Consider the following 21,865-nt stretch of genomic DNA (forward strand, 5'->3'; position numbering starts at 1 on the left):
CTTCCACCAGCGGACGCTCGCCGTTACCGTAAATCAGCATATCGGCTTTGGAATCCACCAGCACCGAGCGGCGTACGGTATCAGACCAGTAATCGTAGTGCGCGGTGCGGCGCAGGCTCGCCTCGATGCCGCCCAGGATCACCGGCACGTCTTTCCAGGCTTCTTTACAGCGCTGGGTATAGACCAGGGTTGCGCGGTCGGGGCGTTTGCCCGCCACGTTATCCGGCGTGTAGGCATCGTCATGGCGCAGCTTACGGTCGGCGGTGTAGCGGTTGATCATCGAATCCATGTTGCCTGCGGTCACGCCGAAGAACAGGTTCGGTTTACCCAGACGCATAAAGTCGTCTTTGCTGTTCCAGTCAGGCTGGGAGATGATCCCCACGCGGAAGCCCTGCGCTTCGAGCATACGGCCACAAATCGCCATACCAAAGCTCGGGTGGTCAACGTAGGCATCGCCCGTGACCAGAATGATGTCGCAGCTATCCCAGCCCAGTTGGTCCATCTCTTCCCGGGACATCGGCAGGAACGGCGCCGGTCCAAAGCAGGCCGCCCAGTATTGAGGCCAGGAGAAGAGGTCACGATCCGGCTGGATCAGGGAGATTGCGCTCATAATGCTTCCGAAGAAAAAATAGACAAAAGGAGCGGGATTATACGCTGTTCATCCGCCAGATTTGAAGAAAAGGTTGCATGAAGCAGGCAGATATTCGGGGAAGTCGTTAAAATACGGCGCCCTGATAATTTTGAATCATAATATTCACTATATTTTCCGGTGATTTGCCCCGGAACGTGTTATTGCGCGGAGCTCTGTCGTGAAGCCCAACGATTCGTTACATGTATCCCAGCTGCGGGTTGTCCTTCACCTCTGCGGTTTTCTGGTTCTGCTGTACAGCCTTTCCATGCTGCCGCCGATGGTTATCGCCCTGCTGAATAAAGAGCGGACCTACTTTGCCTTTCTGACCACCTTTTTAACCTTTTTTACTCTCGGAGGGTTAACCTGGCGGGCAACCCGTCACGCCGGCATACAGCTGCACACCCGCGACGGGTTTGTGATTATCGTGCTGTTCTGGCTGCTGTTTTCATTCATTAGCGCCATGCCGCTCTGGATGGATGACGGGCTACGGCTCTCCTTTGCCGACGCGCTCTTTGAAGGGGTTTCCGGGATCACCACCACCGGGGCAACGGTGATCGGGGACGTCAGCGCCCTGCCTAAGTCGTACCTTTATTACCGCGCACAGCTGAATTTCATTGGCGGGTTAGGCGTCATCGTGCTGGCCGTCGCGGTCCTGCCGCTGCTGGGCATTGGTGGCATGAAGCTCTATCAGTCAGAGATGCCGGGGCCGTTCAAGGAGGAGCGTCTGACTCCCCGCCTTGCCGATACCGCGCGCACGCTGTGGGTGACCTACTTCGCGCTGGGCGTGGCCTGCACCCTGGCCTACTGGCTGGCGGGAATGTCATTTTTTGACGCCCTCTGTCACGGGCTGTCGACCGTGTCGCTGGGCGGGTTCTCCACCCGCAGCGAAAGCATTGGGTTTTATGACAGCCACGCGATTGAGCTGGTCGCCGGGGCGTTTTCACTGCTCTCCGCGTTCAACTTCACCCTCTGGTACGTCGCCATTGTCAGACGCACCCTAAAACCGATTCGCCGCAGCCCGGAGGTTAAATTCTTTCTGAGCGCCGCCGCGGTGATTATTGCCATCACCGCCTGGCAGGTCTGGCATGCCGGGATGTACAACGCTACGGATAGCCTGGTGCACGCCTTCTTCCTTGCCAGTTCGATGATGACCGATAACGGCCTTTCGACCGCCGACTATGCCCAATGGCCCGCACACACCATTTTCCTGCTGTTGAGCGCCAGCTTTTTTGGCGGCTGCGTAGGCTCGACCTGCGGCGGGATCAAAGCCCTGCGTTTTCTCATTATGTTCAAGCAGAGTATTCAGGAGATGAACCAGCTGGCGCATCCGAGAGCGCTGCTGAGCATTAAGGTGGGCAAAAGCGTGGTGAATGAACGCGTCCTGCGCTCGGTATGGAGCTTCTTTTTTCTCTACGTCATGATCACGGGCTTTTTTGTCTGGTCGCTCAATCTGATGGGCTACGACCTGTTCACCGCATTCGCAACGGTCGCCGCCTGCATCAACAACATGGGGCTGGGGTTTGGGGAGACGGCGTCGACGTTTGGCACGTTAACAGAGGGGGCAAAACTACTGATGTGCGCGGCGATGATCCTGGGGCGTCTGGAAATTTACCCGGTGCTGATTCTGTTCTCGCGCTTTTTCTGGCGGGCATAAACCATTCCCGGCGAACCGGGAATGTCAGGATTATGGCGCAGGGTTGATCAGCATCTGCCCCACGGAGCCCCTGTCCATCATCTCCAGCGTCTGGCTGTGGAACAGGAACGGGAAGTGCGGCCACGAAGGCTGACCATAGTAGACAAGCAGTTCAACCTGACCGTCCACCCAGACAGTATCTTTCCAGCCGCGGTCTTCCGGGAACGGCATCGCACCGTTGACGTTGCGGATCAGGAATGCCACCCCTTCAATATGGAACGACTGCGGCATATCTGAACGGACCGTCCAGCGCTCCCAGGTGCCCTGCTGCGCGGTAATGTCGATGCGGTTGACGTCCCACAGCGCGCCGTTGATGCCCGGATCGTCGCCCAGGCTGATATCACGGCTGCGCACCGGCGAGCCGCTCATGATCTCCTGCGGCAGCAGGCGCATTGGCAGGCTATCGGTCACCAGCGGCAGCAGACCGGTCGGGCGCAGGGTCAGCACCAGGGTCGAGACAAGAATGCTCGACGGTTCAAAGAACCCGCGAATGCGGTCCACAATGCTGGCCGCTTCACCGCAGGTGACAGACACTTCATCCCCATTGGTCATATCAATGAGAACTTCGCGACGTTCTCCCGGCGAGAGCGCCAGCTGTTTGACGGACACCGGGGCCGGTAAAAAGCCCTGGTCGCCGGAGATCACGTGCAGCGGACGGCCATCGCTCATTTGCAGCTGATAGCGGCGCGAGTTGGACGCGTTGAGCAGGCGCAGGCGCACCCAGCCGCGCGAGACCTCGACATACGGGCTTTGCGCGCCGTTGACCAACAGCGTATCGCCGACGAAACCACCGCTGCCCGGCTCGCTGTATTCCGGCGTACCGAAATTATCCAGACGCTTGTCCTGGATGATAATCGGGAAGTCATCCACGCCGTAGTGGTTCGGGATCGGCAGGGATTTGCTGACCTCATCTTCCACCAGCCACATTCCTGCCAGGCCGTTATAAACCTGCTGCGCCGTACGGTTAGGCGTGTTGGCGTGATACCACAGGGTGGCCGCGCTCTGGCGAATCGGCAGAACCGGCGCCCAGTCGGCGCTGGGTGACATCATTCGCGCCGCGCCGCCAATCAACGGGCCGGGCACCTGTAGGCCACTGATGGTCATGGCGACATTTTCAGGGGTGCGGTTACTGTAGATGAGCTTTACGTCATCGCCATTCCACACGCGTATGGTCGGCCCAAGGTAACGTCCGTTAATGCCCCAGACCGGCGCGCGCGTCCCCTGGGTGAAGGACCAGTGGCTGCGCTGCAGCGTCAGGAAAAGCGGCTGACCGCGACGAGATTCAATTAATGGCGGAATAGGCAGCGGCTGTTGCTGCCCGGCGGCGCTGGCTGTCAGCGGCATCGCACCCGCACAAAGGGCGATCCCGGAAGCCTGAATAAACTGACGCCGACTGAGTGACATATAAGCTCCATCTGAAACGACTAACAACGCGGGAATTCGTTTTCCCTTCAACGCCGGATTAAATCTTACCGGCGGCTTCTCTCTCTGCGACTTCTTTGTCGAGCTGCGCAATATGCTGAGCCATCAGCTCACGGCAGTGCGCTGCCAGCTCGCGCACCTGGTCTTTACCGTATTTGCTGGTATCGACGGGTGGCAGCATTTCGACAATCACCAGCCCGTTATTCAGGCGGTTAAGATTAATCTTATTCGAAGTATTGGAAACGCACACGGGAATAATTGGAACACCTGCCGCAATTGCGGCATGAAACGCCCCGGTTTTAAACGGCAGCAGGCCGCGGCCGCGGCTGCGCGTTCCTTCCGGGAACATCCAGATTGAGATTTTGCGCTTTTTAAAATGATTCACCACTTCCGCAATGGTGCTGTGCGCTTTCGCACGGTTGTTACGGTCGATCAGCAGGTTACCGGTCAGCCAGTACAGCTGGCCAAAAAACGGGATCCACAGCAGGCTTTTTTTTCCCACCGTCACGGTCGGTGGAAGCACGATATTTGCGGCGGTCACCATATCGTAATTGTTCTGATGGTTGGCGATATAGATGGCGTTACCGAAATTCTCCGCCCCTTCAGGCAGACGTTTTTCAACCTTCAGACCAAACAGCGGCGCAAGACGACCGAACATATGGCCAAAGGTGGCAACATGCTTCGGATTACGCGGGCTGAAAAGGCAATAAATAGAGCCGAAAATACAGACCAGAATGCAGTAGATAACGGTAAGAATAAGACGAACAATATATAGCATAGCGACCTCTGAAGCCCCAACAGCTGACAATTATACTTCACCTGTGGCCAGGTAAGGACTTTATTACGAGCGCGTATTGTTAATCGCAACGCACGAATTAACAACGATTTTACGGGAAATTTTATTGAAACTCCCCCTCCGGGCAGAGGGGGATATCACGACATTACTCTTCGCTGTCACCCGCAGCGCTGCGTGCAGGAGAGTCAATCTCCACGCGGTCGATGCGCTGCAGGCCGCGCATCAGCGAGCCGCGGCGACCGCGCTCACCCACCACTTTCTGCAGCTCTTCCGGACGCAGCTTGATCTTACGCTTGCCGACGTGAATGGTCAGCGTACTCTGCGGCGGCAGGAGGAAGAGGTGCGCCAGGCCATCTTCGCCTTTCGCGGCTTCCGCCGACGGGATGTTGATGATCTTATTGCCCTTGCCTTTCGACAGCTCCGGCAGATCGCTGACCGGGAACATCAGCATACGTCCGGCGGTGGTGATCGCCAGCAGCATGTCGCTTTCATTCTCAATCACCAGCGGCGCCATCACGTGGGCGTTGTCCGGCAGGCTTATCAGCGCCTTACCGGCACGGTTACGGGAGACCAGATCGTTGAAGGTACAGATAAAGCCGTAGCCCGCATCGGACGCCAGCAGCAGCTTCTGGTCATCGGCTTCCATCAGCATATGGTCAACCGTCGCACCCGGCGGCAGCGTCAGCTTGCCGGTGAGCGGCTCGCCCTGCCCGCGCGCGGAAGGCAGCGTAATCGGGTCGATGGCGTAGCTGCGGCCGGTGGAGTCGATAAACACCACCGGCTGGTTGCTCTTGCCTTTCACCGCCGCTTTGAAGCTGTCGCCCGCTTTGTAGCTCAGCCCCGGCGCGTCAATATCGTGGCCTTTGGCGCTGCGCACCCAGCCGCTCTGCGACAGAACAATGGTGACCGGCTCGGACGGCTGCATGTCATGCTCGTTCATCGCCTTCGCTTCTTCGCGCTCGTGCAGCGGAGAACGACGGTCGTCGCCGAAGGCGTCTGCATCGGCCTGCAGCTCTTTCTTCAGCAGGGTGTTCATCTTGCGCTCGGACGCGAGGATCGCCTGCAGCTGATCGCGCTCTTTCTCCAGCTCGTTCTGCTCGCCGCGGATTTTCATCTCTTCCAGTTTGGCGAGATGGCGCAGCTTCAGTTCGAGGATCGCTTCGGCCTGGGTTTCGCTGATGCCAAAGCGCGACATCAGCGCCGGCTTCGGCTCGTCCTCGGTACGGATGATCTCAATCACTTCATCGATATTGAGGAACGCCACCAGCAAACCTTCGAGGATATGCAGGCGCTTAAGCACTTTCTCCAGACGATGGTTCAGACGACGACGGACAGTATCGCGGCGGAAGGTCAGCCATTCGGTGAGGATCTCCAGCAGGTTTTTCACCGCCGGGCGTCCGTCGAGGCCAATCATGTTCAGGTTGATGCGGTAGCTTTTTTCCAGATCGGTGGTGGCGAACAGGTGGTTCATCACCTGCTCCATGTCCACGCGGTTGGAGCGCGGCACGATCACCAGACGGGTTGGGTTCTCATGATCCGATTCGTCGCGCAGGTCGTCCACCATCGGCAGCTTTTTATTGCGCATCTGGGAGGCGATCTGCTCCAGCACTTTGGCACCGGAAACCTGATGCGGCAGCGCGGTGATCACCACGGCGCCGTCCTCTTTATTCCACACCGCGCGCATGCGCACGGAGCCGCGACCGTTCTGGTAGATTTTGCGGATTTCCGCGCGTGAGGTGATGATCTCAGCTTCGGTCGGGAAATCTGGCCCCTGCACGATATCCAGCAGCTCGTCGAGCGTCGCTTTCGGCTGCTCGATGAGGGTAATAGCGGCTTTCGCCACTTCACGCAGGTTGTGCGGCGGAATGTCCGTCGCCATACCGACCGCGATACCGGTGGTACCGTTCAGCAGGATGTTCGGCAGACGCGCAGGCAGCATCTTCGGCTCCTGCATCGTACCGTCGAAGTTTGGCACCCAGTCAACGGTTCCCTGACCCAGCTCGCCCAGCAGCACTTCGGCATATTTAGAGAGACGGGATTCGGTATAACGCATCGCCGCGAAGGATTTCGGATCGTCCGGCGCACCCCAGTTCCCCTGCCCGTCCACCAGCGGGTAGCGGTAAGAGAACGGCTGCGCCATCAGCACCATCGCTTCATAACAGGCGCTGTCACCGTGCGGATGGTATTTACCCAGTACGTCACCGACGGTACGGGCGGATTTCTTGAACTTGGCGGTGGCGTTCAGCCCCAGTTCGGACATCGCATAGACGATGCGGCGCTGAACGGGCTTCAGGCCATCCCCGATAAACGGCAACGCCCTGTCCATGATGACGTACATGGAGTAGTTCAGGTAGGCGTTTTCCGTGAATTCATGTAGCGCGAGGCGCTCTGCCATATCGCTCATTACGTGTGATTCCTCAACTCAGAAACCGAAGGGTTTCAGGCAATATTGCCGCAGATACTACCTCATCTGATGAATTGAGTCACAAAGAAAAAGGGCCGCACAGGCGGCCCTTTTCGGGTTATTTGTTCAGCTTAATAACCTGCTTCACGTCGATTTCAAACTCGTTCCAGTCTTTATCGACTTTACCCTGCAGTTCAACTTTATCCTGCGGAGTGACGGTCACGCCGTTCCAGCGCTTGTGGTCAATCTCAACTACGACCGTGCCGGACTCATCGCGGAAGGTGTAGCGGTCATCGGACAGGCGCTCGGTAATGTTCCCGCGCAGCTTCACCCAGGCATCGTCCTTCAGGTCTTTCACTTTTGCCGCGGTGGTGAGGTTAGCGTTGTTATCGACAAAACCGCCCTGCTGAGTTTGCGTCTGGGTCTGTGTGGCCGATGGGCCAGTAAAACCGCCCTGAGCAGCAAAGACCGGCGCGGTGGTCATCATCATGATGGCAGCAATTGCAGCGAATTTTTTCATTTTCATCTCTCCCTTTAATGTCGTTTCGCAATCCATTTAACAGGGTAATCCTTAACAACTTCTTAAGGGAAAAATTTATTTATTATTGCTGTACAGCAGGCGCTTACAGAGGGTTTACTGACGGCATCAAGGAGGGAACATGCGCATTTTACTGGTAGAAGACGACAGGTTAATCGGCGACGGTATCAAGGCGGGGCTAAGCAAAATGGGCTTTAGCGTGGACTGGTTTACCGACGGTAAAACCGGCCAGGCCGCGCTCTCCTCAGCACCCTATGATGCCGTGGTGCTGGATCTGACGCTGCCGGAAATTGACGGTCTGGACATTCTGCGCGCGTGGCGCGAAAGCGGGCGCAGCGAGCCGGTATTAATTCTGACGGCGCGGGATGCGCTTAACCAGCGCGTCGAAGGGCTGCGTCTTGGGGCGGATGATTATCTCTGTAAGCCGTTCGCGCTGATCGAAGTGGGTGCCCGCCTCGAAGCGCTGGTCCGCCGCAGCCACGGCCAGGCGCGTAGCGAGCTGCGTCACGGGAAGGTCACGCTCGATCCGACCCGTCTCATCGCCACGCTGGACGGTGAGCCGCTGACGCTCAAGCCGAAAGAGTTCGCGCTGCTGGAGCTGTTAATGCGTAACGCCGGTCGGGTGCTGCCGCGAAAGCTGATCGAGGAAAAACTCTATACCTGGGACGACGACGTCTCCAGCAACGCCATCGAGGTTCACGTCCATCATTTGCGCCGCAAGCTCGGGAGCGAGTTTATCCGCACCGTGCACGGCATCGGCTACACCCTGGGTAAAGCATGAAACTGACGCAACGCCTGAGCCTGAAGCTGCGCCTGACGCTTCTCTTCCTGCTGCTCTCTCTGACGGCCTGGTTTGCCGCCAGCCTGGTCGCCTGGCAGCAGACGACCCACAAGCTCGACAAGCTGTTCGATACCCAGCAGATGCTGTTTGCTAAACGACTGCTGACGATGGATCTGGACGAGATCCGCGCCCCCGAACGCATGCGCGAGATCCCGAAAAAAGTGAAGCACGGTCGTCTGGACGACGACGCGCTGGCTTTCGCCATTTACGCCGTCGACGGCAAAATGCTCCTCAACGACGGTGAAAACGGACGCGATATTCCGTACCACTATCGCCGCGACGGGTTCGATAACGGGCAGCTGCAGGGCGACAACGACGAGTGGCGTTTTTTATGGCTAACCTCACCTGACGGAAAATACCGCGTGGTGGTCGGCCAGGAGTGGGAGTACCGCCAGGAGATGGCGCTGGACGTGGTCAGCTCGCAGCTGACCCCCTGGCTGGTGGCGCTGCCCGTGATGTTGCTGCTGTTGATCGTCCTCCTGAGTCGGGAGCTGAAGCCGCTGAAAAAGCTGGCGCAGACCCTGCGCTCCCGCTCGCCGGATGCCACCGATAAACTGCCGACGGAGGGCCTTCCTACGGAAGTGCGTCCCCTGCTCGACGCGCTGAATCATCTCTTCGAGCGCACCCAGGAGATGATGACCCGCGAGCGCCGCTTTACGTCCGATGCCGCCCACGAGCTACGCAGCCCGCTGGCGGCCCTGAAGGTGCAAACTGACGTGGCGCAGCTGTATCAGGACGATCCAGAGGCGCAGTCCAAAGCCCTTTCGCAGCTACATGCTGGCATCGACCGCGCTTCCCGGCTGGTGGATCAACTCCTCACGCTGTCGCGTCTGGACTCGCTGGATAACCTTGACGATGTCGAACCGATTCCCCTGGCCGACTTGCTGCAGTCAGCCGTGCTGGATATCTGGCATCCGGCTCAGCAGGCGGGCATTGATATTCGCCTGAACATCCATGCACCAGAGGTTACACGCACGGGCCAGCAGCTCCTCATGAGCCTGCTGGTGCGCAACCTGCTGGATAACGCGATTCGCTACAGTCCGCGCGGCAGCGTGGTGGACGTGACGCTGGACGCGCGTAGCTTTACCGTGCGCGACAACGGCCCAGGCATTTCACCTGACGCGCTGGCGCGCATCGGCGAGCGCTTTTATCGTCCGCCGGGTCAGGATGCCACGGGCAGCGGGCTGGGGTTATCCATAGTAAAACGCATCGCCGCCCTGCACGGGATGCGCGTTTCGCTGAGCAATGCGCCTGAAGGCGGTTTTGAAGTGAAGGTCAGCTGGTAGTGATTATTGCGTTTAACGCAAAAGACTTTGCACATTTTGCTCATTTTACCGCACCGTCCTCGCGCGTAGAATACTGGCCATAATCTCATCATCGAGGACAAATAATGAGCAATATCCTGATTATCAACGGTGCAAAAGAATTTGCGCATTCTAAAGGCCAGCTGAATGACACCCTGACCGAGGTCGCGGACGGTTTCCTGCGCGACGCCGGGCATGATGTTAAGGTCGTGCGTGCAGACAGCAATTATGACGTGAAGGCCGAAGTGCAGAACTTCCTTTGGGCTGACGTGGTGATCTGGCAGATGCCAGGCTGGTGGATGGGCGCGCCGTGGACCGTAAAAAAATACATGGACGACGTGTTCACCGAAGGTCACGGTTCGCTGTATGCCAGCGATGGCCGCACCCGCTCTGAAGCCTCCAAAAAATACGGCTCGGGCGGCCTGATTCAGGGCAAAAAATATATGCTCTCGCTGACCTGGAACGCCCCGCTGGAAGCCTTCACCGATAAAGATCAGTTCTTCGAAGGCGTGGGCGTCGACGGCGCGTACCTGCCGTTCCACAAGGCTAACCAGTTCCTGGGCATGGATCCGCTGCCGACCTTTATCGTCAACGACGTGATTAAAATGCCTGACGTCCCGAGCTATATCGCAGAATATCGCAAGCATCTCGCGAAAATTTTTGCTTAACTGGTAGCCTGGAATTAAAGGAGTAGTAAACATGCTTACCGTAATCGCAGAAATCCGTACTCGTCCAGGTCAACATCACCGTCAGGCGGTGCTGGATCAGTTCGTGAAAATTATCCCGACCGTACTGAAAGAAGAAGGCTGCCACGGCTACGCGCCGATGGTGGATGCCGCCACTGACGCCAGCTTCCAGGCGACCGCGCCAGACTCAATCATTATGGTTGAGCAGTGGGAAACCGTCGCGCATCTTGAAGCGCACCTGCAGACCCCTCACATGAAAGCGTGGAGTGACGCGGTGAAGGGTGACGTGCTGGAAACCCACATCCGCATTCTGGAGCAAGGGGTTTAAGTTTCCCCCCACCCCGCCCTCTCCCACCGGGAGAGGGAGAACAGATCCAGGCCCGGTGAGCGTCAGCGCTACCGGGTTTTTTATCAGCTTAAAACTCAACTGCTATGCTTATTCTGACTTCATGATTAACAGGAGGATGGAATGGGTCTTTTTAACTTCGTGAAAGAAGCAGGCGAAAAGCTATGGGATAACCTGACCGATCATAAAGGCCAGAGCGACAAAATCACCGAGCATCTCAAAAAACTCAATATTCCCGGTTCAGATAAGGTTCAGGTCAACGTTACCGACGGCAAAGCCAGCGTGACGGGTGACGGGCTGACCCAGGAGCAGAAAGAAAAAATCCAGGTCGCCGTCGGGAACATCGCCGGCGTCAGCGAGGTGGAGAACAACATCACCGCGACCGATGCCAAAGATGAAGCCACCTACTACACGGTGAAATCCGGCGATACCCTGAGCGCTATCTCCAAAACCGTCTACGGCGATGCCAACAAGTACAATAAGATTTTTGAGGCTAACCGCCCGATGCTCTCCAGCCCGGATAAAATCTATCCTGGCCAGACGCTGCGTATTCCTAAGGCGTGATCCGCGAGCCGGGGAAATCAGCTGCTTTTCTTCCCCGGTTTTAACCCACGATGTAACTCGTTGATGCGCTTCATCGACTTGATGGTGCGCTGCGGCTCGGTGGAAGCCACGGATAAAATAATCATCTCCAGACACAGCAGCACCGTGCCGTGGAGCGGGATTTTGCCTTTTTCGCCGCCGCGCGGAACGTGGATCACCACGCTGGCCTCCTTGCTGAAGCGCGAATCGAGGGCATTGGTCAGCAGGATGGTTGGAATGCCCAGCCGTTTTGCTTCACGCAGCGTGGTTTGCCCCTCCCGGTGCGCGGATTTCTGCGCCATCATCACCAGCACGTCGCCGCGCTGAAGCGCAATAAGCTGCTCGGCAAGCCCTATGCCGGTACGGTTAAGCGGCGTGGCGGGTAACCCCATGCGGCTGAACAGCCTGGCGGTGTACTCGGCCAGAATGCCGGAGGCGCCAATGCCAAATATGGCGACCTGCCTCGCCTGCGCCAGCAGCGAGACGGCCTGGGCCATCGCGTAGCGGTTGTGGGGTTCGGATAACACTTCGCAGGTGTGTTGATGCCCCTCCAGCACGAAATCAATGCTCGCGTTGACGTCGCTGGCGAGCGTATTCACTGTGGTGGACATCTTTTCGCTGGAGGTGACCACCGGACCAAACCACTGCTCCAGCGTTTGCTTGAGATCGCGCAGCCCGGCGAAACCCAGCGCCTGAATGGCGCGGACCACCGTGGCGTCTGAGGTTTTCAACAGCGTCGCGATCTCCATTGCGGTCTGTTCCATCACCGCTTCTCGGTTGTCATGAATATAGCGTGCAACCTGCAGCAGACGCGGCGTCAGCTGATGCGCGCGCGCGCGAAAGCGGTCGCCATAGACATCCACGCGCCCTTTCTCTTTGCGGATCACCGTGTCGCCTCCGGCAGCGGACGTCCGGCAATCTGCGACTGTACCTGCGCGGCCATCAGCCCCAACGAGGCGTACGAATTCGAGATGGCCTCTTCACGCGAGATCAGTACGTAATGCCCGGTTCGGCAGGCATTCAGGAACTGACACCAGCCCGGCATGACCGCATCCATCGCCGTCAGCTCGTCCTGCGGTTTACCGCCCGTATCCCCGCGCCAGGTGGCGAAGACGAAATCGGCATCCAGCTCCGGCAGACGCTCGGCGCTGACGTCGATGCGCCCTCCTTCCGGGATGCTCTCAATCAGCGGCGGGAAGGTGAACCCGGCGTCGCGCAGCACGCGGCCCAGCGAGTGGTAGCTGTGCATGGCGTTAATCTTTCCCTGACTCGCCTGAATCACGGACACGGTCACCTTGCGGGTATCAATAGTCGCCTTCAGCGCCTTAATCTGCTCCTGATAGCGCCGCTCCAGAACCTTAAGCCGCGCCTGCGTTCCCGTCAGCTGAGCCAGCTTGCGGTAGATCTCCGGCGCGCCGCCGTCGAGATGATCGATGCTCACCGTCGGGGCAATTTTCGCCAGCTGTTCCACCGGGGTGTTGCGGGTCGGCTCGGTAACGATCAGGTCAGGCTTTGCGGCAGCGATGGCTTCAATGTCGATATCGGCCGTGCCGATAAATTTAATGTCGGAATTATCGAAGTCGACGCCGGTCAACATGCCGCTGGAGCGCAGAAAGTGGCTGCCGTCCGGCCGCGTGCGGCCATGGCTTGCCACCGGCGGTACGCCAAGCTCAATCAGCGGAATGGTGATATCCAGATCGTGTAAAGAGACAATCCGTTTCGGATGAACCGGCACCACCACTTTTCGGTTCAGATCGTCAGTAAACGTCTGCGTCGGCTCCGCCGCACCCACCGCGAACCCCACCAGCAACAGCATCGAAAATACTACGCGCATCCTAGTCCCCTAAAATCTGTCCCGACGCTGCCAGAGCAGCAGCAGGAAAAACGGTCCGCCAATCAATGAAATCACAATTCCCGCCGGCAGCTGCAGCGGGAGGAATGCCAGACGTCCGACGTTATCCGCCAGCAGCACCAGCAGCGCGCCCAGCACGGCGCTTCCAGTCAGGAGCGCGGTTTGCCCACCGCGCAGCAGCAGGCGCGCCATATGCGGGGCAATCAGCCCCACGAAACCAATACCGCCCACGCACGAGACGCAGGCCGCCGTCAGCACCACCGGGGCGAGAACCCGCAGCAGCGCCAGCCGGGTTATGCGCACGCCAAGGCCCGCTGCGGACTGATTGCCGAGCAACGCCACGTCCGCAGCCCGTGCGGTAAACAGCAGCAGCGCAAACGCGGGGGCAGCCCAGAGCGCGGCTAACCCCACCAGCGTCCAGTTTGCCGCATGCAGGCTTCCCGCCAGCCACAGCATCGCCGTCTGCACGTCCCGCACGTCGGCGGTGGTGATAAAGACGCCCATTGCGGCGGCAAACGCCCACGACACGCCGATGCCGATCAGGATGAACCGCGGGCGCGAGATATCGCGCGCCAGGCCGATAACCAGCAGCGCGGTAAGCAGCCCTCCGGCCATGCCGACCAGCGGACGCCAGGCCAGGCCCAGCGCCGGGAACTGAAAAATCAGCAGCAGTACCGCCGCGCTACAGCCCTCCTTCACGCCGATAAGCCCGGGATCGGCCAGACCATTGCGGGTGATGGACTGCATTGCCGCCCCCGCCATGCCGAGCATCGCGCCGCACAGCACCGCCATCAGCAGGCGCGGCAGGCGGATATCCATCACGATGTAGCGCGTCTCTGCCGTCAGACTCTCAGGAGAAAACAGCGCGCGCCCGATGGCGGAGGTGGGAACAGGAAGAGATCCGTGCGTCAGGCCAAAGCCCAGCAGGCTTAACGCCACCAGCGCCAAAAGCGTCAGGCACGCCAGCGCCCGCGGGCGAACCAGCGCCGATACACGGCCAATACGGATCGCGCGGAATCCGGCCCGGTTCATTTGAACATCCTCGACGCCATAAAGATGAATACGGGTGCGCCGACCAGGGCCGTCATGATGCCGGTTGCCAGCTCCCAGGGCGTAAACAGCGTGCGGGCGGCGATATCCGCCAGCAGCAGAACCAGCGCGCCGCACAGGGCTGACAGCGGCACCATCACGCGTAAATCGACCGACACCAGACGGCGAATGAGCTGCGGCACGACCAGGCCGATAAAGCCAATCGGCCCAGCAATTGAGACGGCCGCACCGCAGAGCAGCGCGATGGCCAGCAGGGCGAGCAGGCGGGTTTTCAGCAGCGACACGCCAAGCCCCTGCGCCATTCGGTCTCCCAGCGCAAGCATGTTGAGCGAGGGCGACAGACCGATGGCGAGAACAAAACCGGCTGCTGCGGCCCAAAGGGCGCTCCGGAGCGTCTGCACGTTGATCCCGGCCAGGTCCCCTGCCAGCCAGGTGCGCATGGCGAGCAGCATCTGTTCATCGAGGATTAACACCGCGGCGGTAACCGACGAGGCAAACGCCGACATCGCCACGCCGCACAGCGTGACCTTCATCGGCGTAAGCCCGGTGCGACCGGACGAGGAGAACATCAGCACCAGCAAAAACAGCGCGGCGGCACCGGCGGCGGCAACGAGCGGGCGACCAAACGGCAGCGACAGCCCAAGCGCGCTGGTAATCACGACCGCCAGTGCGGCCCCGGCGTTGAGCCCCAGAATATGCGGCTCGCCGAGCGGGTTGCGGATCACGGACTGCAGCAGCACGCCCGCCACGCCGAGCGAGGCGCCCGTCACCATCGCGGCGCAGAGGCGCAGCAGTCTTAATTTGATAATGACGTTATGGTCGAAATTGCGCGGATCGAAATGGAAGAATGCCTCCACCACCGTCTGCGGGGCGATGAAGCGTGCGCCGTTGCCCAGGTGCATAATCGCGCCCAGCGCCAGCAGCAGTGCGAAGATCGGAAAGGCCAGAGAGGAGCGCATCATGGCTGAACGGTGCTCTGGCGAAACGGCATAAAGAACGGCTTGCCGGTCAACGGATTTATGGACATATGCACGTCGACATCAAACACCGCTTTGATCAGCTCCGGCGTGCAGGCATCGCCCTCATGCAATACGCCTTCAACTTTCCCCTGGCGTAAAAAGACCAGCGAATCGCCGTAGTTCACGGCGAAGTTGAGATCGTGCAGCACCACCACGACGGTACGTCCGTGCTGGCGGGTCAGGGTGTGCAGCAGTTCCAGGATCTCCACCTGATAGCGAAGATCGAGGTACGTCGTGGGCTCGTCAAGCAGGATATACGGCGTTTGCTGCGCCAGCGCCATGGCGATCCAGCAGCGCTGACGCTGGCCGCCGGATAAGCTTTCCACCGGCATATGGGCAAACTCCGCCGTTCCGGTCAGACGCAGGGCCTCTTCCACCGCCAGCTCGTCCTCGTCGCTCCACTGGCGCATAAAGTTTTGCCAGGGAAAACGCCCGCGCGAGACCAGTTCAAAGACGGTTAACCCTTCCGGCAGCAGCGGAGACTGCGGCAGGATACCCAGCTCGCGGGCGACGGCTTTGGTCGGCTGCTCGTGGATCGCCTTGCCGTCGAGAACTGCCGCGCCGCCAAGCGGCTGAAGCAAACGCGCAATGGTGCTCAGCAGCGTGGATTTTCCGCAGCCGTTCGCCCCTGCCAGCACCGTCATTTTCTGCTGTGGGATCGCAAGGGAGATATCATCAACGATGATTTTTTTCTGATAGCCCGCAGAGAGGTTCTCCAGAACCAGTCCCGGTTTTCTTGTGTTGTGAGCCACGTGAATGCCAACGTAATAAAAAAGCGCAACAAATATAAATAAAAATCATTCTCTTTTGAGAGTTTGACGCTGCGCCATGTAGTAGTCAAGAGAAGAAACACCCTGATAAAACCAGGGATAAGCCTGAAGGGAAATGAACAAAAAAGGACTTTCAAAAGCATTTAATTCAATAAGTTAATAATTATCCCGCTGCGCTTATACGCCCGGCTAAACGTTGTAGCCGATTTTTGCTTTTTTCCATTTACTACTACATTCGCGCATGATTGAATGATTCTCAATTACATGTCCGATGTCCGCCGTGGCTAACGGACAGACCGTAAAGGGCAATGACTCACACATTTTTCCGCGAAACGTCATTCGCGGGATATTTCGGGATAACAGATGTAATGGCTACGTTCACACCTTCACTCTCTGGGGTAAAAGGGCGCGCGCTCTTTTCACTGCTGTTCATAGCGCCGCTGGTGCAGGCAGCAGATAACACCGCGACTAAAGACGGCGAAACGCTTACCGTCACCGCCGATCCAAATACGACGGCGGAGGCCACGATTGGCTATCAGCCGTTGAATACCTCCACCGCGACGTTAACCAACATGCCGATGCTGGACATCCCGCAGGTGGTCAATACCGTCAGCGATAAAGTGCTGGAGGATCAGCATGCCACCACGCTGGATGAAGCGCTCTATAACGTCAGCAACGTGGTGCAGACCAACACCCTGGGCGGTACGCAGGATGCCTTCGTGCGCCGCGGATTTGGCGCGAACCGCGACGGCTCGATCATGACCAACGGCCTGCGCACCGTGCTGCCGCGCAGCTTTAATGCCGCAACCGAGCGCGTGGAGGTGCTGAAAGGCCCGGCCTCGACCCTATACGGTATTCTCGACCCCGGCGGCCTGATCAACGTCGTCACCAAACGCCCGGAGAAGACCTTCGGCGGCTCACTTTCCGCTACCTCGTCCAGCTTTGGCGGCGGCACCGGACAGGTTGATGTTACCGGCCCGATTGACGGCACGCGTCTGGCGTATCGCCTGACGGGCGAATATCAGGACGAGGATTACTGGCGTAATTTCGGCAACGAACGCAGCACCTTTATCGCCCCGTCGCTGACCTGGTTCGGCGACGATGCCACTGTGACCGTGCTCTATTCGCATCGCGACTATAAAACGCCGTTCGATCGCGGAACGATCTTCGATCTCAACACTAAAAAAGCCGTCGACGTCGATCGTAAAACCCGCTTCGACGAACCGTTTAACGTGACCGACGGCCAGTCCGATCTCGCTCAGCTCAACGCGGAGTATCGCCTCAACAGCCAGTGGACCGCGAAGTTCGACTACAGCTACAGCCAGGATAAATACAGCGATAACCAGGCCCGCGTGATGGCCTACGATTCAAAAACCGGCAACCTGACCCGCCGCGTGGATGCGACCCAGGGTTCGACCCAGCGTATGCACACGACGCGCGCGGATCTGCAGGGAAACGTGGACATCGCGGGCTTTTACAATGAGATCCTGACCGGCGTGTCGTATGAGAATTACGATCTGCTGCGTACGGACATGATCCGCTGTAAGAACGTTAAGGATTTCAATATTTACAACCCGAGCTACGGCAGCCTCGGCAAGTGCACCACCGTCTCGGCAGCCGACAGCGATCAAACCATCAAGCAGGAGAGCTACTCCGCCTACGCGCAGGACGCGCTGTACCTGACCGATAAGTGGATCGCCGTCGCCGGAATGCGCTATCAGTATTACACCCAGTATGCGGGGAAAGGCCGTCCGTTTAACGTGAACACCGACAGCCGCGACGACCAGTGGACGCCGAAGCTGGGTCTTGTTTATAAGCTCACCCCAGCAGTCTCGCTGTTTGCCAACTATTCCCAGACGTTTATGCCGCAGTCGTCCATTGCGAGCTACATCGGCGACCTGCCGCCGGAAACGTCTAACGCGTATGAAATCGGCGCTAAGTTTGACCTGTTCGACGGCATTACTGCCAATATCGCGCTGTTTGATATCCACAAGCGCAACGTGCTGTACACCGAAAGCATTGGTGAAGAAACCGTCGCCAAAACCGCGGGCCGCGTGCGCTCCCAGGGCGTGGAGGTGGATCTTGCCGGCTCGCTGACCGAGAACACCAACATTATCGCCAGCTACGGCTATACCGACGCGAAGGTGCTGGAAGACCCGGACTATGCGGGCAAACCGCTGCCAAACGTGCCGCGCCATACCGGCTCCCTGTTCCTGACCTACGATATTCACAATGCGTTTGCCGGGAATACCCTGACGCTGGGCGGCGGCGGGCACGGCGTAAGCCGTCGTTCCGCAACCAACGGCGCGGATTATTATCTGCCGGGCTATTTCGTGGCGGATGCGTTTGCGGCGTACAAAATGAAGCTACAGTATCCGGTGACGCTGCAGGTGAACGTGAAAAATCTGTTTGATAAGACCTACTACACGTCGTCCATTGCGACCAACAACCTGGGCAACCAGATTGGCGATCCGCGCGAAGTGCAGTTTACGGTGAAGATGGAGTTTTGACGTAAAAAAGCCCGGTGGCGCTAACGCTTACCGGGCCTACGATCCATTCCCTCTCCCTGTGGGAGAGGGTTAGGGTGAGGGCATCAGGCCTCAATATCCGCCATATCGCCTTTCTCCTGCAGCCAGTTGCGTCGGTCTTCCGAACGTTTCTTGGCAAGGAGCATATCCATCATGGCGTTGGTTTGCTGTTCGTCTTCGTCGCTGATCGTCAGCTGCACCAGACGGCGCGTGTTCGGATCCAGCGTCGTTTCGCGTAGCTGCATCGGGTTCATCTCGCCCAGCCCTTTAAATCGCTGCACGTTCGGTTTGCCCTTCTTGCGCTTCAGCTGTTCCAGCACGCCCGCTTTCTCTTCTTCCGTCAGCGCGTAGTAAACCTCTTTGCCGAGGTCGATACGGTACAGCGGCGGCAGCGCCACGTGGACGTGACCGTTTTTCACCAGCGTTTTGAAATGCTTCACGAACAGCGCGCACAGCAGCGTGGCGATGTGCAGACCATCGGAGTCCGCATCCGCGAGGATACAGATCTTGCCGTAGCGCAGCTGGCTCAGATCGTCGCTGTCCGGATCGATGCCGATCGCTACCGAGATATCGTGCACTTCCTGCGAGGCCAGCACTTCATCAGAAGAGACCTCCCAGGTATTCAGGATCTTACCCTTGAGCGGCATGATCGCCTGATATTCACGATCGCGCGCCTGCTTGGCCGATCCGCCCGCCGAGTCCCCTTCCACGAGGAACAGCTCGGTACGGTTGAGATCCTGCGCGGTACAGTCCGCCAGCTTGCCCGGCAGCGCAGGGCCGCTGGTCAGCTTTTTACGCACCACTTTCTTCGCGGCACGCAGACGACGCTGGGCGCTGGAAATCGCCATTTCGGCCAGCATCTCTGCCGCCTGCACGTTCTGGTTCAGCCACAGGGTAAACGCATCTTTCACCACGCCGGAGACGAATGCCGCGCACTGACGTGACGACAGGCGCTCTTTGGTCTGACCGGCAAACTGCGGATCCTGCATCTTCACGGAGAGCACGTAGGCGCAGCGATCCCAGATATCTTCCGCCGATAGCTTCACGCCGCGCGGCAGGATATTGCGGTATTCGCAGAACTCACGCATCGCGTCCAGCAGCCCCTGACGCAGGCCGTTGACGTGCGTACCGCCGAGCATGGTCGGGATCAGGTTGACGTAGCTTTCCGTCAGCAGCTCGCCGCCTTCCGGCAGCCACAGCAGCGCCCAGTCCACCGCTTCGGTATCGCCGCTAAAGTTACCGACAAACGGTTTTTCCGGCAGCGTCGGCAGGCCGTTTACCGCTTCGCACAGGTAGTCGTTCAGACCGTCGGCGTAGCACCAGGTTTGTGCGGTATTGTTAACGTGATCGGTAAAGGTGATTTCCACGCCCGGACACAGCACCGCTTTGGCTTTCAGCAGGTGCGTCAGGCGAGAAACGGAAAAACGCGGGCTGTCGAAGAAGCTTTCGTCAGGCCAGAAGTGGACGCTGGTGCCGGTGTTGCGTTTGCCGCACGTGCCGACAACCTGCAGATCCTGCACCTTATCGCCGTTTTCAAACGCGATGTTATAGACCTGGCCGTCGCGGCGGACGTTCACTTCCACGCGTTTGGACAGGGCGTTCACGACGGAAATGCCCACGCCGTGCAGACCACCGGAGAACTGGTAGTTCTTGTTGGAGAACTTACCGCCCGCGTGCAGACGACAGAGGATCAGCTCAACGGCAGGCACGCCCTCTTCCGGGTGGATATCCACCGGCATGCCGCGCCCGTCGTCGATGACTTCCAGCGACTGATCGGCGTGCAGGATAACGTCGACGCGTTTGGCATGGCCCGCCAGCGCTTCGTCCACACTGTTATCAATAACTTCCTGGCCCAGATGGTTTGGGCGCGTCGTATCGGTGTACATCCCCGGGCGGCGGCGAACCGGCTCAAGCCCGGTGAGGACCTCAATGGCATCAGCGTTATAGGTTTGCGTCATGATTTAAACTAGCAATTCGCATTGATTGTCAGTGGCTGTGCAGTCCAAGAAAATCGACAATCTGGGTGAAATGATTCTCAAAGCCCGTGAAAGCATGGTTTCCGCCCTCTTCTATAGTCTGGCGGCAGGAGGCGTAATACGCCACTGCCTGGCGGTAATCCAGCACTTCATCACCCGTCTGTTGCAGCAGCCAGATGAGATCCGGCGCCTCAAGCGGGTCGACCTGCATAACTTTGAGATCGTAAATATGGCGTGACTCTAGCACATATTGCTGCCCGGTGTAGGGGTTCTCGTTTTCGCCAAGAAAGTCCCTCAGCAGCTCAAATGGCCGAACCGCCGGATTAACCACAACGGCGGGCAGCATGAAGCATTGTGAGAGCCAGGTGGCGTAGTACCCGCCCAGGGATGAACCGACCACACCGAAGGTTTCGCCGCCGTGCGCAAGCACAATAGATTCCAGCATCTCCGCGGCCTCTGCCGGGTAAGGCGGCAGCTGCGGGATAATCATCTCAACGTCGGGGTGATGCTCGCTCAGCCACTGGCGAAACTGTGTCGCTTTTGCGGAGCGCGGCGAGCTGTTGAATCCGTGCAGGTAAAGGAGCGTAGACATCAATAGCCTTCTGAAGCGGTATCCGGGCGGAATTTTGCACCGGTCAAACGGCAGACTTCCGTGGTCAGCGTGCCGTCGGCATGCAGTTCCAGCCAGCGCCAGCCTGGCGCGATGGTGTCCAGCGTAAAGTTGGCGCAGTGCGGCTTAAACTGAACGCAGGTCGATGGCGTCGCCAGCATGCGGCGTCCATTCCAGTCGAGATCCTGTTCCTGGTGAATATGCCCACACAGCAGATTTTTTACCCGCGGGAACTTCGCCAGCACGCGATCCAGCGCTGCGGAGTTGCGCAGGCTGTGCTGATCGAGCCAGCTGCAGCCCGCCGGAAGAGGATGATGATGCAGCAACAGCAGCGTATGGCGTTCAGGTTCAGCAGCCAGTTTGGTCTCAAGCCAGTCGAGCTGAAACTCGCTTAACTCACCGTGCGGGACGCCAAACACCTGGCTGTCCAGCAGCAGGATCTGCCACTGTTCACCCGCAAAAACACATTTCGCCGGAGAAATCCCCGCATCCTGGAGAGAACTGTACATGGCGGGCTGGAAGTCATGGTTTCCTGGCAGCCAGACGCAAGGCACGCTAAAGCTCGCGATGCCTTCAGCAAAATGCTGGTAGGCCGCGGAGGACTGATCCTGCGCCAGATCGCCCGTTGCGACAATCAGATCGCATGCACGGTTTTCAGCGTGAATGGCGCTAAGCACCGCCTGATAACTCTCCCAGGTGTTGACCCCCAGTAGCGTCTCATGCTTTTCGGCAAAAAGGTGGGTATCGGTGATTTGTAATATCCTGACTGGCGCCCCACCAGCAACAGTCAGGTTCAACAGGCTTTCCAAATGGTGTC

General features: G+C 58.6%; 19 protein-coding genes and 1 pseudogene. 7 read left to right on the forward strand and 13 right to left on the reverse strand.

Features of this window, described 5'->3' with window-relative positions; all coding sequences use genetic code 11:
• Positions 1-610, reverse strand: a pseudogene (locus tag DEO48_RS16640) (YgiQ family radical SAM protein); the annotation flags it as partial.
• Positions 611-809: 199 nt separating this feature from the next.
• On the opposite strand from DEO48_RS16640, the gene DEO48_RS16645 reads away from it, so the two are divergent.
• Complete coding sequence (locus tag DEO48_RS16645) at positions 810-2,285, forward strand: TrkH family potassium uptake protein (protein ID WP_109845771.1); 1,476 nt, start codon at positions 810-812, stop codon at positions 2,283-2,285.
• Between the two features lie 30 nt (positions 2,286-2,315).
• On the opposite strand, the gene ftsP is transcribed toward DEO48_RS16645, so the two are convergent.
• The 4 genes from ftsP to DEO48_RS16665 all read right to left on the reverse strand — a co-directional run bounded on the left by ftsP (position 2,316) and on the right by DEO48_RS16665 (position 7,466).
• Complete coding sequence (gene ftsP, locus DEO48_RS16650; RefSeq protein ID WP_023309186.1) at positions 2,316-3,728, reverse strand: cell division protein FtsP; 1,413 nt, start codon at positions 3,726-3,728, stop codon at positions 2,316-2,318.
• Positions 3,729-3,786: 58 nt separating this feature from the next.
• Positions 3,787-4,524 (reverse strand): 1-acylglycerol-3-phosphate O-acyltransferase, encoded by a 738-nt coding sequence (gene plsC / locus DEO48_RS16655; RefSeq protein ID WP_023309187.1) that lies wholly within the window; start codon positions 4,522-4,524, stop codon positions 3,787-3,789.
• 163 nt (positions 4,525-4,687) lie between these two features.
• On the reverse strand, positions 4,688-6,946 hold the full coding sequence (gene parC, locus DEO48_RS16660; RefSeq protein ID WP_109845772.1) for a DNA topoisomerase IV subunit A: 2,259 nt from the start codon (positions 6,944-6,946) through the stop codon (positions 4,688-4,690).
• Positions 6,947-7,064: 118 nt separating this feature from the next.
• Positions 7,065-7,466 (reverse strand): YgiW/YdeI family stress tolerance OB fold protein, encoded by a 402-nt coding sequence (locus DEO48_RS16665; RefSeq protein ID WP_023309189.1) that lies wholly within the window; start codon positions 7,464-7,466, stop codon positions 7,065-7,067.
• A 139-nt stretch (positions 7,467-7,605) separates the two neighbouring features.
• On the opposite strand from DEO48_RS16665, the gene qseB reads away from it, so the two are divergent.
• The 5 genes from qseB to lysM all read left to right on the forward strand — a co-directional run bounded on the left by qseB (position 7,606) and on the right by lysM (position 11,225).
• Positions 7,606-8,265, forward strand: coding sequence for a quorum sensing response regulator transcription factor QseB (gene qseB / locus DEO48_RS16670; RefSeq protein ID WP_109845773.1), 660 nt, complete (start codon positions 7,606-7,608; stop codon positions 8,263-8,265).
• Positions 8,262-9,611, forward strand: a complete 1,350-nt coding sequence (gene qseC, locus DEO48_RS16675; RefSeq protein ID WP_109845774.1) for a quorum sensing histidine kinase QseC — start codon at positions 8,262-8,264, stop codon at positions 9,609-9,611. Before qseB ends, qseC begins: the two co-directional genes overlap by 4 nt.
• A 104-nt stretch (positions 9,612-9,715) precedes the next feature.
• Positions 9,716-10,297 carry an NAD(P)H-dependent oxidoreductase gene (locus tag DEO48_RS16680; protein ID WP_109845775.1) on the forward strand — a complete coding sequence of 194 codons (582 nt, stop codon included), beginning with the start codon at positions 9,716-9,718 and terminating at the stop codon, positions 10,295-10,297.
• 31 nt (positions 10,298-10,328) lie between these two features.
• On the forward strand, positions 10,329-10,643 hold the full coding sequence (locus tag DEO48_RS16685) for a putative quinol monooxygenase (RefSeq protein ID WP_023309193.1): 315 nt from the start codon (positions 10,329-10,331) through the stop codon (positions 10,641-10,643).
• Between the two features lie 141 nt (positions 10,644-10,784).
• On the forward strand, positions 10,785-11,225 hold the full coding sequence (gene lysM / locus DEO48_RS16690; protein WP_023309194.1) for a peptidoglycan-binding protein LysM: 441 nt from the start codon (positions 10,785-10,787) through the stop codon (positions 11,223-11,225).
• A gap of 17 nt (positions 11,226-11,242) precedes the next feature.
• Here the strand turns inward: lysM and DEO48_RS16695 are convergent, their stop codons facing one another.
• From DEO48_RS16695 to DEO48_RS16715, 5 genes are read right to left on the reverse strand one after another with little or no spacing between them, the layout of a single operon-like run.
• Positions 11,243-12,130, reverse strand: coding sequence for a MurR/RpiR family transcriptional regulator (locus DEO48_RS16695; protein ID WP_023309195.1), 888 nt, complete (start codon positions 12,128-12,130; stop codon positions 11,243-11,245).
• Positions 12,127-13,077: an iron-siderophore ABC transporter substrate-binding protein gene (locus tag DEO48_RS16700; RefSeq protein ID WP_109845776.1), complete on the reverse strand. Its 951-nt coding sequence runs from the start codon at positions 13,075-13,077 to the stop codon at positions 12,127-12,129. Before DEO48_RS16700 ends, DEO48_RS16695 begins: the two co-directional genes overlap by 4 nt.
• A gap of 9 nt (positions 13,078-13,086) precedes the next feature.
• On the reverse strand, positions 13,087-14,127 hold the full coding sequence (locus tag DEO48_RS16705; protein ID WP_109845777.1) for an iron ABC transporter permease: 1,041 nt from the start codon (positions 14,125-14,127) through the stop codon (positions 13,087-13,089).
• Positions 14,124-15,107 carry an iron ABC transporter permease gene (locus DEO48_RS16710; protein WP_109845778.1) on the reverse strand — a complete coding sequence of 328 codons (984 nt, stop codon included), beginning with the start codon at positions 15,105-15,107 and terminating at the stop codon, positions 14,124-14,126. Before DEO48_RS16710 ends, DEO48_RS16705 begins: the two co-directional genes overlap by 4 nt.
• Complete coding sequence (locus tag DEO48_RS16715; protein WP_109845779.1) at positions 15,104-15,916, reverse strand: ABC transporter ATP-binding protein; 813 nt, start codon at positions 15,914-15,916, stop codon at positions 15,104-15,106. The genes DEO48_RS16710 and DEO48_RS16715 overlap by 4 nt, the downstream gene beginning before the upstream one ends.
• A gap of 386 nt (positions 15,917-16,302) precedes the next feature.
• On the opposite strand from DEO48_RS16715, the gene DEO48_RS16720 reads away from it, so the two are divergent.
• On the forward strand, positions 16,303-18,444 hold the full coding sequence (locus DEO48_RS16720) for a TonB-dependent siderophore receptor (protein WP_109845780.1): 2,142 nt from the start codon (positions 16,303-16,305) through the stop codon (positions 18,442-18,444).
• Between the two features lie 83 nt (positions 18,445-18,527).
• Here DEO48_RS16720 and parE read toward each other — a convergent pair whose 3' ends face one another.
• Genes parE through cpdA form a run of 3 tightly spaced genes read right to left on the reverse strand, consistent with a single transcriptional unit; the run spans position 18,528 to position 21,857 of the window.
• Entirely contained in the window at positions 18,528-20,420 is a 1,893-nt protein-coding gene (parE, locus tag DEO48_RS16725; RefSeq protein WP_029740698.1) for a DNA topoisomerase IV subunit B, read from the reverse strand.
• A gap of 28 nt (positions 20,421-20,448) precedes the next feature.
• A complete protein-coding gene (yqiA, locus tag DEO48_RS16730) occupies positions 20,449-21,030 on the reverse strand; it encodes an esterase YqiA (RefSeq protein ID WP_008502976.1) in 582 nt (193 codons plus the stop codon).
• Entirely contained in the window at positions 21,030-21,857 is an 828-nt protein-coding gene (gene cpdA / locus DEO48_RS16735) for a 3',5'-cyclic-AMP phosphodiesterase (RefSeq protein WP_024906493.1), read from the reverse strand. Before cpdA ends, yqiA begins: the two co-directional genes overlap by 1 nt.
• Positions 21,858-21,865: the final 8 nt, after the last annotated feature.

The organism is Enterobacter sp. CGMCC 5087, from assembly GCF_003144775.1.
Classification (GTDB): domain Bacteria; phylum Pseudomonadota; class Gammaproteobacteria; order Enterobacterales; family Enterobacteriaceae; genus Enterobacter; species Enterobacter cloacae_M.

Excerpts from the sequence above, each read along its gene's own strand:
- DEO48_RS16665 (WP_023309189.1), bottom strand. The coding sequence starts at position 7,466 with ATGAAAAAATTCGCTGCAATTGCTGCCATCATGATGATGACCACCGCG.
- DEO48_RS16705 (WP_109845777.1), bottom strand. The coding sequence starts at position 14,127 with ATGAACCGGGCCGGATTCCGCGCGATCCGTATTGGCCGTGTATCGGCG.
- ftsP (WP_023309186.1), bottom strand. The coding sequence starts at position 3,728 with ATGTCACTCAGTCGGCGTCAGTTTATTCAGGCTTCCGGGATCGCCCTT.
- parC (WP_109845772.1), bottom strand. The coding sequence starts at position 6,946 with ATGAGCGATATGGCAGAGCGCCTCGCGCTACATGAATTCACGGAAAAC.
- DEO48_RS16710 (WP_109845778.1), bottom strand. The coding sequence starts at position 15,107 with ATGATGCGCTCCTCTCTGGCCTTTCCGATCTTCGCACTGCTGCTGGCG.
- DEO48_RS16680 (WP_109845775.1), top strand. The coding sequence starts at position 9,716 with ATGAGCAATATCCTGATTATCAACGGTGCAAAAGAATTTGCGCATTCT.
- yqiA (WP_008502976.1), bottom strand. The coding sequence starts at position 21,030 with ATGTCTACGCTCCTTTACCTGCACGGATTCAACAGCTCGCCGCGCTCC.
- DEO48_RS16720 (WP_109845780.1), top strand. The coding sequence starts at position 16,303 with ATGGCTACGTTCACACCTTCACTCTCTGGGGTAAAAGGGCGCGCGCTC.
- DEO48_RS16700 (WP_109845776.1), bottom strand. The coding sequence starts at position 13,077 with ATGCGCGTAGTATTTTCGATGCTGTTGCTGGTGGGGTTCGCGGTGGGT.
- qseC (WP_109845774.1), top strand. The coding sequence starts at position 8,262 with ATGAAACTGACGCAACGCCTGAGCCTGAAGCTGCGCCTGACGCTTCTC.
- qseB (WP_109845773.1), top strand. The coding sequence starts at position 7,606 with ATGCGCATTTTACTGGTAGAAGACGACAGGTTAATCGGCGACGGTATC.
- plsC (WP_023309187.1), bottom strand. The coding sequence starts at position 4,524 with ATGCTATATATTGTTCGTCTTATTCTTACCGTTATCTACTGCATTCTG.
- lysM (WP_023309194.1), top strand. The coding sequence starts at position 10,785 with ATGGGTCTTTTTAACTTCGTGAAAGAAGCAGGCGAAAAGCTATGGGAT.
- DEO48_RS16685 (WP_023309193.1), top strand. The coding sequence starts at position 10,329 with ATGCTTACCGTAATCGCAGAAATCCGTACTCGTCCAGGTCAACATCAC.
- parE (WP_029740698.1), bottom strand. The coding sequence starts at position 20,420 with ATGACGCAAACCTATAACGCTGATGCCATTGAGGTCCTCACCGGGCTT.